We start from the raw sequence: 11890 nt of genomic DNA on the forward strand, positions 1-11890 counted from the left end.
AGTACTTCGCTCCATTACCAGTAAATTTTCATTCCATTTTCATTAAGGTTTATATTACGACAAATTATTGCATTAATCAATAAAATAGGCTCTAGGACTCACTTAAAGCGTTAGCAAGCACCCTACTAGTAATCTCTGAATGGGAAGTATGCCATACCGGATTTCCTTTTTTGATCAGAATTACTTGGGGAGATTCGTGCTTAACACCTAGTCTCTCGGCTGCTTCGTTAGAAACCGGGCGATCTTCCACCACGTAGATAATGCCATATTTCACGCTTTCATTCGGAGAGTTTTGCAAATAATCATTCATCTCCTGATAAGCATGTGCGCTGATTGGACAGCGGGTACTATGCTTGAACAGTAGCAAGGGTTGATCCTCCGTCGCCTGCACAGCGGAGTTTAGCTGTTCAATACTTGTCATTTTAGTCATGTCAGCCATTCGTTATACATCCCCCTTAATCAGCAATACCGCCATGTTGAGCGTTTTCACTCTTCGATATCTTAACAAAAAGTGAGCAAAAAATCCAATTTTCATGAAAACAAGCATTTTACACGTCAAAACTAGACGGCATTTGAGAAATGCGCCTGCCATACAAAACCGGACAATTGTGCAAGTCTGCGCTCCGTATCTTCAATCCACGCCTTGTCTTCCGCTTTATGTGCATAGCTCATAATATCTAACAATAGATTGATTCGCGCCTCTACCGCTTCTTTCATCCGATATTCCATCTCTTGATCCGATGCCTCCGGCCAGGCTAGGAGCTGTTCGTGAAGCAGGTCAGCCAATTCATTCTGTTCCCCAAAAGACACATCCTGCTTCACGGGCTGTTCACCGAGTCTGCTAATACATTCTGTCAAGTCCGGTTTCACCGGCTGCAACACCTCGTATGATACACAGTCGGTACATGCAAAAACAGGTACATTTCGAATTTCTACCTTTTTGGCGTATACGACCGTTCTTAATTCCAATTCCATTACATGTCCACATCTGCACGACTTGCGCACAACCATCACCTCATTCGTTCTCTACTCTCTATGTATGTACCATTCGACCTATTTCCGCCTAAATCCTGCTGTAATCTAAAGGTTGCACAAATTACCACTGTCACCAGATGAAGGCTGTCGAATGAAGGCAGGGGGATTGAAAATCGTTCTATCCAGATGAAGACTTGTACTTAAGCCATGCTTCAATTAGGAAGCCAAACAGCGAATCTGGTACAATATAAGACACGATCTGCCATTCAGTATAGAAGGAGAGTTGACGTATGAGATTATCAGGTCAAAAAGTCATCGCACTGGTTGATGAAGAATTTGAGGATCTGGAGCTATGGTATCCGGTATACCGCGTCCGTGAAGAGGGTGCCGAAGTGCATCTGGCTGGCGAGAAAAAAGGCAAAACATATATCGGTAAATACGGTGTTCCTGCTACCGCTGAATACAGTTTCGATGAGCTGAACTCCTCCGATTATGATGGAATTCTGGTTCCAGGCGGCTGGGCTCCAGATAAATTACGACGCTACCCCAAAGTGCTGCAACTTGTAAAAGAGATGCATGCAGACTGCAAGCCAATTGGGCAAATCTGCCATGCAGGCTGGGTGCTCATCTCCGCCAAAATTTTGAACGGAGTCACCGTAACCTCAACGCCAGGTATTCGGGATGACATGGAGAATGCAGGTGCGATATGGAAAGATGAGGCCGTTGTCGCGGATGGACATATCATCTCCGCTCGTCGTCCACCAGATCTCCCTCCTTATGGAAAAGCATTCTGTGATGCACTTGCTGCAAAAGCCGCCAAATAACAGCGAGCGATCGAAAAACCAAAGAAAAAACCGCTGAGCAACCCTATGCACGGCGGTTTTTTTGATATCTTTTGGAAAAAGTGGTACAAAAGTGAATATATTGATTTAAAGGTATTAATCGTCTGCTAATGTGCAGTTTCCCTTAAGATGCGTTTGATCCGCTTTGGTCATCAGGACTGCCGCTCGAATCATTAAATATCTGCAAACGCTGTTCAATTTCACTGCTCATTTTGAGGGTGAAACACTTGCGTGCCTCCTCCTTCGCAGCAGCAGCCGTTGTATTCAAAACTCTATGCTTCACGCGCAGCAAGGATTGCGGAGACATGCTGAGATGACGAATCCCCAGCTCCAGCCACAACGGAATAGACCGCTCGTCCCCTGCCATCTCACCACACACACTAACGTCAATCCCTGCCGTATGTGCTGCGTCAACGGTCGCTCGCAGCATACGCAGCACAGCTGGATGATACGGATGATACATATGAGCAATGTGTTCATTCATTCGATCCACTGCTAGCACATACTGTACCAGATCATTCGTTCCGATACTGAAGAAGTCTGCTTCTTCCGCAAGCAGATCTGCAATCATCACGGCAGCAGGGACTTCAATCATGATACCTACCTGAATGTTTGCATCGTAGGCCAAGCCCCGTTCATCCAGATCAGCCATCGCTTCCCGAAGGATCTCGTTAGCTTGTTGCAACTCCTCGACCGATGAGATCATAGGATACATAATTTTCACATTGCCTGCTGCGCTTGCACGAAGAATCGCCGTTAGCTGCGTTTTGAACAGATCCTTGCGATCCAGACTGATGCGAATCGCTCGATACCCTAGAAACGGATTATCCTCTTCGGGTAATTCAAAATAATCAAGCTCTTTGTCGCCCCCAATGTCGAGTGTGCGTATGACAACGGGCTGACCTGCTGTTTTCTCCGCAACAAGCCGGTACACCTCATACTGTTCCTGCTCCCCAGGGAAGGTCGCACGATCCATATACAGGAATTCAGTTCGGAACAAACCCACACCCTTTGCACCGTGTTTTAATGCCAGATCAAGCTCCTTCACAGAACTGATATTGGAAGCAAGCTTTAATACTGCTCCATCCTTGGTCACCGCATCTACAGTGGCCAGCACCTGCAACTGTTCTTTTTTCTGTATTTCCTTGTTGCGAAGCATCGTGTATCGTTCAATGGTTTTGCGATCCGGGTCTGTAAATACCAACCCATTATCGCCGTCTACGACAAGCATGTCCCCTGTCTCGACCGGCATGCCAAGACTCGCTTCCAGTCCGGAAACGAGAGGAATCCCGAGTGCACGTGCCATAATGGCCGAGTGAGACGTCTTACCTCCAATCAGCGTAACAATGCCCAAAACATAGCTTGGATTTAGATGCGCCAACTGAGACGGTGACAGCTCTTTAGCAACGAGGATGTAAGGTTGGGTATCTGAAGGCAGCGTAATCTCAGGTGCACCCAGCAGATGTTTAAGCAGGCGGTTGCCAACATCCTTAATGTCGATCGCCCGCTCCTTCATATATTCATCTTCCAGAAGGTCAAACATGGTGACAAAGTGGTCTATCGCCTCTTTTACCGCCACCTCTGCCGCCTTATACTGACGTTCAATAATGCCGCGTATTTCATTCATGAACACCGGATCTTCCAGAATGGCTAGATGCGCATCAAAGATGCTGGATTCCTCAGGTCCTACAACTTCTTTAAATTCATTTTTGATATATTCAATCTCATCCTTCGATGTCCGTATCCCCTCGTACAGCCGTTCGAATTCCTGGGCAAGATCCACCGAATCCATCTTCTGGTCGGGTAGATCCCATTCCCAGCTGGGCAGGACAAATGCTTTGCCGATGGCGATGCCTGCAGCTCCATTGATGCCTTGTATCTTCATTCTACCCCTCCAACGTTCCTGTCATAGAGCACCACGGACATGACGGATGCCTGACCTTTCTTCACTTGCTTGAATGGAGCAAAACTCCATGATTTTACACGATCCGGGTTCGTAATAACCATCGGAGTCGTGAGTGAGGCCGCCTGTTCACGTAATACGGCCAAATCAAATTTGATCAGCAGTTGTCCAGGCTCAACCGTATCCCCTTCTTGCACAAATGCTTCGAAATGCCCTTTCAGCTGTGAGGTATCGATCCCGATATGAAGCAGAACCTCTAGTCCCTCTCGTGTTGAAATGCCTAGGGCATGCATCGTTGGATACAAATGCATGATCGTTCCAAAGACAGGCGACACCAGTTCTCCTCGCTCCGGTACAAAAGCAACCCCATCTCCAACGAGCTTGGCTGCAAAAATCTGATCTGGAACTTCCTCAATCGGGAGCATTTTCCCCTGCACTGGTGCAGCGAAAAGTACTTGTTGCAAATCCCGTTCCAGCAACTTCGCAATCTCTTCCCGAATCAATTCGGAATAGGTGCCAAATACAACCTGTACGTTTCCGCCGCCTAGCTTGATCAGTCCGGCTGACCCTAGATTTTTCATCGCCCCCGTATCGATCAACCGATCGTCGTGAACCGTCAGACGCAGGCGTGTGATACACGCCTCAACCTGCACAATGTTGCTTTTCCCGCCCAGTGCTTCCAGAATCAACGGGGCTTGATAAGGAATATTACCAACCCAATCTTCCAGCATAGAACCCTCTTCCCGCCCCGGTGTTGGGATTTTGAAGGTACGTATGGCCCAGCGGAACAGGAAATAATAAACCAGCCCATATAGTATGCCAATCGGAATGAGCTTCCAAGCATTCTCAGACAGATGAAAATTGAGTATGTAATCAATAACGCCAGCCGAGTAAGAGAAACCATGCCTTATATCCAGCCAGTAACTAAGCCACATGGCCACCCCGGACATCACCGCATGTACGATAAACAGGTACGGCGCCGCAAAAAGAAAAGCAAACTCGATCTGCTCGGACACCCCTGTTAAAAAACAGACCAATGCAGAAGTCAGAAACGTTTTTCGGATTTTGGGTTTCAGATCTTCCCTGGCCTCCTGAATAATGGCAAATGCAATCGCAGGGATAGCAAACATCATAATCGGGAAAAGGCCCGCCATGAAAAATCCAGCTGACGGATCGCCAGCAAAGAATCGTGGTAAATCCCCTTGTACAATATTGCCACTCGGCGTTTCAAAGGTTCCCAGTTGGAACCAGAATACGTTATTCAGCAGATGGTGAAGCCCAAAAGCAACCAGCACCCTGTATAACACACCATAGATGAACAATCCGAAACCGCCAAGACTGTATTCCCATGTGGCAATGGAATTCAGACCATGCTGCAGAACCGGAGCAAGCCATAACATAAAGCAGGAAAAAAGAGCCGAACAGAGTCCGACGATAAGCAAAACAAACCTTGATCCGCCGAAAAATTGCAAGATTTCGGGCAGTTTGATGCTTTTGAACCGATTATGCATTCCACCGGCTAATGCACCGAGTATAATTCCAATTAAAGATGCAGGCTGCACTGTGCCATCCCCGAAATTTCGGGTGACCTGATCATAGATGACGATACCAGCCAGCGCTGCAAGTCCAGCTTGACCGGCCTGGTTGGAGAGTCCCAGAGCCACACCGACAGCGAACAAATACGGCAAAAAATAAAAAATACCGTGTCCGGCCACGGTAGACACTTCACCAACAATTCCCATTCCCCAGGAATTCCAGGGCAGACTGCCCACACTGAGCAAAATGGCAGCAGCGGGCAGGACCATTGTAGGCAGCATAACCGCTCTTCCGAGCTGCTGCAAGGATCCGAGCCAATTCATGGCGACCTCTCCTTTCTATCCTAGATGGTAAGCTTTACACAGCATTTTGTCAAAGTAAAAAGGGGAGTAATATCCCCTTCTGCGATGCACATAAATTAGAACATTCTTATCGGATAGCCAGCAGTTTCGTTCCAGTAACATAAATAGTCCCATCCCTTGAAACAAGCCATTGATCTTGTAAATCATGATTGATGATCATTTTCCAGTTCACTTTGGCTGTAGCAAGGTTCATGGAAACTAAATAGTTTATATTTTTAGCATAGTTTTTGTAATGATAGATTAGATTGCCGTTACGATCAATAATGGGTTCACTGGTAAAATAGGTTTGATTCTCTTTATTAAACGTGGTTACTTTCTTGCTCAGAGCATGATAGATATTTGTTCCAAATACGACGTCACCTTGCTTGCTGATTGAAGGAGCAAGTGAGTTACTTGTACTTTGGAAACCTCCCTTGACGGTTTTCTTCAGCTTGCCCTGGGCATCAAAAATATGAAGATCATCGTTTCCGACCACATAAATCTGATGATTATCAGAAATCGGACTCTGCAGATTCTCCCCAGTATACCGGGTACCTGATATTTTTTTACCCGCTAGGCTGTATTGAATCAATTCACCTGATTTCACTCTGCCTTTCTCTTTAATACTGCTTAAGGAGGACAGTGTCAAAAAAATTCGATCTTTAACAAAGACTGGGTCAGATACAACGAAGAAAGGACTTGAATTGATCTCTGTGCCAAGAAGACTGTTAAACTTCTCACTGCCGTCCATATTAACGCCGAGCAATCTCTTCTCTTCTTTAAAATCTTGTCCCTGACTTATAGGTTTATTGTTATGTATAACTTGTACATAAGAAGCCGTAAAAATAATAACTCCATCCTTGCTGACATCCACATTATAATTAGCTGTGTAATCCTTGTACCTTTTCTCCCAAATCTGTTCTCCGTCTAATGTATAGTTTGATATGCTCGCCGTTCCAAAATTCTCTGACCCCCTGCCTCGTTCGGGAATATCATCACCAAGAATCACAAGAGAACTGTCTTTGTATAAATACATGTCTGATATGCTATTAATATGTTCCATTCGTTTAGCCCACTTCACTTCGCCTTTTGGGGTGACGGCAGTCAATAACGGATGACCAGAGTAATGTGAGATCACGTAAAGTGTTCCTTTGGAATCCACAACCAAGTGTCTTACATAATCTTTAAAGTCCAATCCCCATTTCACTTCCGGCTTCTTGGCAGGTGCGACGAAAAGTGATTGACTTGTCCACACATCCGTTGCATGAATCGCTTCATTCGCTGCGTAAACGGGAGCCTCTAGTCGTAAAATTGCTACACATACGGCAACAAGTAGCAGAATAACTGCCTTTTTAAACCGTTTCATCTATATTTCATCCTCCTTATATTTTCAATCTCATTTTACTACGCTGAACATAAAATATCCCGTGATTTTGAATAATCACGGGATATTCATTAAAATCCTAAGTTGAATATGCGATGCCATGAACGAGTTCATGAGGACAACACGGCCTCTTAGCCGCGGCCAGCGCCGCGCAGAACGATGGAATCTTCTACCTTGATACAACGATTGGTGACTGCGGTCATGCCGTTCTCAGCCGCAATCTGGACAGCCTCATCGTTATGAATGCCGAGTTGAAGCCATAATACATTGGCCTTGATCGCAGCAGCATCACGAGCGACTTCTGCGCAGAACTCCTCACGCCGAAAAACATTAACAATATCCACCGGCTCGGGGATATCTGCGAGTGTGGCATACACCTTCTCGCCAAGAATCTCTCCCTGTGCTTGCGGATTAACAGGGATAATGCGGTATCCTCTGCTCTGCATCGCTTCCGCGACCATATACGAGGTACGATCTGATTTGTCCGATAAGCCGACAACAGCGATGTTGCCTGCATTGCGCAAAATGTGTCCAATTTCTTCTCGAGTAGGGTTGTTAAATTCCATGTTCAAGCACCATCCTTTTCTGCTTAACGTGTTAATTTACTCTTTTACCCACTGAACCGAGGCGCCAAGCGCCTGCAAATGATCAAAATATTGCGGATATGACTTGGCTACATGGTGCGCATCCCGAATACGGATAGGCTGTTTGGCACGCAGACCCACGACGGTAAGCGCCATAATGACACGGTGATCATAGTGAGCATTAATCTCTACGCCGCCCTCTACACCTTCCGGACGCCCGTGTACGATAATCTCAGCCTGACGCTCTTCAACGTTCGCTCCGGCCTTGCGCAGTTCATTTAAATAATCCGTAATTCGGTCACATTCCTTGTAACGCAGGTTCTCTACATTATAAAACCGTGACGTGCCTTCCGCAAATACGGCTGCCGCTACCATAGCCAATACAGCGTCCGTAGCCGCATCTCCGTCGAATTCAATTGCCTTTAATCGGCCATTTCCTTGAACATGAACCACATCATTCTCATGAGTGAGCGGCACTTCCATCATACGCAACACATCAACAATGGCACGCTCCCCTTGCTTGCTCTGCTCCATCAGCCTGAGAATTTTCACATCAGACTGTGTAACTGCTGCGGCAGCAAGTACGGCAGCCGAGCCAGGGTAATCTCCTTGAACAGTGTACGTTGTAGGCTTGTAAGCCTGTCCGCCAGGTACACGGAATGACATGTAATCATCGCTTGCATGGATGATGATCCCTGCTTGTGCAAGAACCTCCAGCGTCTGACCGATGACCACTTTTGATTTCAAATCATTCAGAACCTCAATCGTGCTGTCTTCTGCAAGCAATGGGGTCACAAACAGCAATGCGCTCAAGTATTGGGAGCTTACAGAGCCAGATACACGAATATGTCCGCCTTTGGCATGACCGCCTTTAATTGTAATCGGCAGACGCCCTTGCTGATGCTCCACCTGAACCCCCATTTGACCAAGTGCATCAATCAAATCATCATGCGGCCGTTTACCCAGTGAATCGGGGTATGTGTTCACAAATGTAACTTCAGGGCACAGCGCGGTAACCCCCATCAGGAAACGAAGTACAGCCCCGGCGTTCCCTACGTTTAATTCACGTACATCACGGGGACGGCTTCCAAAGCCTTGGATAACGATTTTGCTGTCGTCCTCTTCCAGCACAGCGCCCAGATCACGAATACATCTGCGCATCGCATCGCTGTCCTCACTATGTGCCGGAAAATGAATCGTACTTGTTCCTTCTGCCAGCGCAGCGGCCAGCAGGTAACGGGTGGTATAGTTTTTGGAGGACAAGGCTCCGATTTCCCCGTTCAGATTAGGGGTAGGGTTAACAATAACGTCCATGGATGATATTCTCCTTCATCGATTGTTTTAGTGTAGTGAGTCTCCGTAAGGCCAAATTGACATCGCCTGGTTCGCTTAGGTATCATTAAAGGCGTTAAGTCCATATAGAAAAGAGGACCTGAATATGACACAAATCGCAGAAATTCAACCATCCGAGCTGCGCCGCCGTCTACAAGCGGGAGAGAAGCTGCAGATGATAGACGTCCGCGAGGACGAAGAAGTCGCGCAAGGCATGATCGCTGGTGCCAAACATATTCCACTGGGACAGATTCCAGATCGCTTGTCGGAGATTGATAAGTCCGGTGAGATCGTGATCATCTGTCGCAGCGGTTATCGCAGTGAACGAGCTTGTGAATACCTGCAACAACTTGGATACGACGGCTGTACCAATATGGTCGGCGGTATGCTGGAGTGGCAACAGGAAGACGAATAGGCAAGAACGAATAGGCAGTTTGCAATCCATTTTTTAATAGATTGCCCCTACACTTCGTTTCTTTCCAAGCAACGGGCCCTCTGGCCCGTTTTTAATACGCTTTTAATTCCTACCCTCAATAGGCTTATCACCGGATTTTAGCCTTTTAGAAAAGGGAATCCAAAAAATCTGGGGATAACCGCTACTCTCCAGGTTATTCTGTCGTCGGAGTGAACTGTGTAAAATCTTTAGTTCAACTTATATTCTCCCTCAACTTCGATGATAACAAGCTTAGACGCGGTAATGCGCTAAAATTAAATGAGTCACTTCGGCCGCAGACAACGCAGTAGTATCCACCGTGTAATCCGCAAAACGATATGCATCTTTGCGCTCTTCCATAATCGTTCGAATGCGTTCCTCGGCATTTCCTGCAAGCAGTGGACGGTTATCACACCCGCTCACACGTTCCACAATGACCTCAGGATCTGCTGTTAGGGCAACAACCCAGCCATTCGCTGACATCGATTCACAGTTGTCCGGACGAAGCACAACCCCGCCTCCAGTTGCAATGACCTGTCCATTGTTCTCAAGTACCGTGCACAGCACCCGGTTCTCTACGTCACGAAAGTACGCTTCTCCCTTGCTCAAAAACAATTCCGGAATGGTACAGCCTTCCTCCTGTTCAACCGCGGCATCTACATCGATTAATCGGTATCCCAGCTCATGAGAAAGCATATTAGCAACAGTTGATTTCCCCGTTCCCATCATGCCAATGAGAATAATATTTTTAGACTTGCTCAAGGTGTACACTCCTTTAATTCAAGCATTTCGTGAGCACTTTTTTCCTATCATAACACAGGCCTGCGAACGGGGGAAGGCCATGGTCCGTATCAAGCTTCCTTTCGAGCCACAATCGTACGTACTGTTCTTCCTCGCCCAATGATCGTCATTCATTAACGTTCCTCATCAGGCTCTTAGATTCTCTCCATTTATGAAAAAAGAGGGACCTGATGGTGATCGGTATAATCCGATCCTCCAAGTCCCTCTTTACATTGTATGATTTGAAGATTACTCCATCCAGTTGTGGTGGAAGCTTCCTTCTTTGTCGACACGTTTGAACGTGTGTGCGCCGAAGTAGTCACGTTGTGCTTGCAATAAGTTTGCTGGCAAACGCTCTGTACGGTAGCTGTCGTAGTAGGACAACGCACTGGAGAAGCCTGGTACCGGAATACCTTGTTTCACCGCAGCGGCAACCACTTCACGCCATGCATCCTGGTAGGATTCGACGATGTTTTGGAAGTATGGATCAAGGAGCAGGTTTTTCAGGGCTGCATCTTTGTCGTATGCTTCCTTAATGTTTTGCAGGAACTGTGAACGGATAATGCAACCGCCGCGGAAGATCATCGCGATGTTGCCGTATTTCAGATCCCAGCCATATTCGTCGGATGCGGCACGCATCTGCGCGAAGCCTTGGGCGTAGGATACGATTTTACTTGCGAACAGCGCTTTGCGCACGCTCTCGATGAATGCTTTTTTGTCACCGGAGAACGCTTCTGCCTTAGGTCCGTTCAGGATTTTGCTTGCAGCGATACGCTCGTCTTTCATCGCCGACAAGAAACGGGAGAATACAGATTCCGTAATCATGGACAACGGTACGCCGAGATCCAGCGCGCTTTGGCTTGTCCATTTGCCTGTGCCTTTTTGTCCAGCGGCATCCAGAATCACGTCAACCATTGGTTTGCCCGTTTCCGGATCGTATTTGGAGAAGATGTCTGCCGTGATTTCAATCAGATAGCTGTCAAGTTCACCTTGATTCCACTCTGTGAAAATTTCATGCAATTCCTCTACCGATACATTCAGTACCGATTTCAGCAGGTGATAGGCTTCACCGATCAATTGCATGTCACCATACTCAATGCCGTTATGTACCATTTTCACATAGTGTCCGGCACCGTCTGGTCCGATATATGTACAACATGGGTCGTCACCGACTTTTGCCGAAATCGCCGTCAGGATCGGTTCCACCAGTTTATAAGCACTTTCCTGTCCGCCTGGCATAATGGAAGGTCCCTTCAGTGCACCTTCTTCACCGCCAGATACGCCTGTACCGATAAAGCGAATGCCTTTGTCCTCCAGTTCTTTGCTGCGGCGAACCGTATCAGGGAAATATGCATTCCCGCCGTCGATGATGATATCGCCCTCATCCAAGTGAGGAAGCAACTGCTCAATGGTCGCATCTGTAGCTTTACCTGCTTGTACCATGATCAGAATTTTGCGCGGAGATTCCAGGGAGGCTACGAATTCTTCAATGGAGAATGTGCCTGTCAGGTTTCTGCCTTCGGCTTCTTTCAACAGGTCATGTGTCTTCTCTGGGGAACGGTTAAATACCGATACTGAAAATCCTCTGCTTTCAATATTAAAGGCCAAATTTTTACCCATGACTGCCAGGCCGATTACGCCGATTTGTTGTTTTGTCATCTGATCCTCCATCCTTTACTCCAATTAATTTTATTGAAAAAAATCTCAACAATACACCCATTTTAACGGTTTTATGTATGAAAGTGAACCCCGCACCCCAGCTAGACAGCGAGAAAAAGCT

The 11890-nt window shown here is 46.9% G+C and carries 11 protein-coding genes; 2 read left to right on the top strand and 9 right to left on the bottom strand.

Annotation, left to right across the window (positions count from 1 at the left end):
* Positions 1–91: 91 nt before the first annotated feature.
* On the bottom strand, positions 92–439 hold the full coding sequence (ytxJ, locus tag EC604_RS01190; RefSeq protein WP_123062385.1) for a bacillithiol system redox-active protein YtxJ: 348 nt from the start codon (positions 437–439) through the stop codon (positions 92–94).
* Between the two features lie 122 nt (positions 440–561).
* Positions 562–975: a hypothetical protein gene (locus tag EC604_RS01195; protein WP_123062386.1), complete on the bottom strand. Its 414-nt coding sequence runs from the start codon at positions 973–975 to the stop codon at positions 562–564.
* A 290-nt stretch (positions 976–1265) separates the two neighbouring features.
* On the opposite strand from EC604_RS01195, the gene EC604_RS01200 reads away from it, so the two are divergent.
* Positions 1266–1799, top strand: a complete 534-nt coding sequence (locus tag EC604_RS01200; RefSeq protein ID WP_123062387.1) for a type 1 glutamine amidotransferase domain-containing protein — start codon at positions 1266–1268, stop codon at positions 1797–1799.
* A gap of 142 nt (positions 1800–1941) precedes the next feature.
* On the opposite strand, the gene ptsP is transcribed toward EC604_RS01200, so the two are convergent.
* The 5 genes from ptsP to aroA all read right to left on the bottom strand — a co-directional run bounded on the left by ptsP (position 1942) and on the right by aroA (position 8879).
* The gene (gene ptsP, locus EC604_RS01205) at positions 1942–3702 is read right to left on the bottom strand and encodes a phosphoenolpyruvate--protein phosphotransferase (RefSeq protein ID WP_123062388.1); all 1761 of its coding nucleotides are present in this window, start codon (positions 3700–3702) and stop codon (positions 1942–1944) included.
* On the bottom strand, positions 3699–5579 hold the full coding sequence (locus tag EC604_RS01210; RefSeq protein ID WP_123062389.1) for a glucose PTS transporter subunit IIA: 1881 nt from the start codon (positions 5577–5579) through the stop codon (positions 3699–3701). The genes ptsP and EC604_RS01210 overlap by 4 nt, the downstream gene beginning before the upstream one ends.
* A gap of 106 nt (positions 5580–5685) precedes the next feature.
* A complete protein-coding gene (locus EC604_RS01215; protein WP_123062390.1) occupies positions 5686–6963 on the bottom strand; it encodes a hypothetical protein in 1278 nt (425 codons plus the stop codon).
* 149 nt (positions 6964–7112) lie between these two features.
* Complete coding sequence (locus tag EC604_RS01220; RefSeq protein ID WP_123062391.1) at positions 7113–7547, bottom strand: CoA-binding protein; 435 nt, start codon at positions 7545–7547, stop codon at positions 7113–7115.
* A gap of 36 nt (positions 7548–7583) precedes the next feature.
* Positions 7584–8879, bottom strand: coding sequence for a 3-phosphoshikimate 1-carboxyvinyltransferase (gene aroA, locus EC604_RS01225; protein WP_123062392.1), 1296 nt, complete (start codon positions 8877–8879; stop codon positions 7584–7586).
* Positions 8880–9003: 124 nt separating this feature from the next.
* Here aroA and EC604_RS01230 point away from each other — a divergent pair, with 124 nt between their 5' ends.
* Positions 9004–9312 (top strand): rhodanese-like domain-containing protein, encoded by a 309-nt coding sequence (locus EC604_RS01230; RefSeq protein ID WP_123062393.1) that lies wholly within the window; start codon positions 9004–9006, stop codon positions 9310–9312.
* Positions 9313–9582: 270 nt separating this feature from the next.
* On the opposite strand, the gene EC604_RS01235 is transcribed toward EC604_RS01230, so the two are convergent.
* Entirely contained in the window at positions 9583–10092 is a 510-nt protein-coding gene (locus EC604_RS01235) for a shikimate kinase (RefSeq protein WP_240036595.1), read from the bottom strand.
* Between the two features lie 267 nt (positions 10093–10359).
* Positions 10360–11769, bottom strand: a complete 1410-nt coding sequence (gene gndA / locus EC604_RS01240) for an NADP-dependent phosphogluconate dehydrogenase (RefSeq protein ID WP_123062837.1) — start codon at positions 11767–11769, stop codon at positions 10360–10362.
* Positions 11770–11890 lie beyond the last annotated feature (121 nt).

It is taken from the genome of Paenibacillus amylolyticus (genome assembly GCF_003719335.1).
In the GTDB taxonomy this organism is placed as follows: domain Bacteria; phylum Bacillota; class Bacilli; order Paenibacillales; family Paenibacillaceae; genus Paenibacillus; species Paenibacillus amylolyticus_D.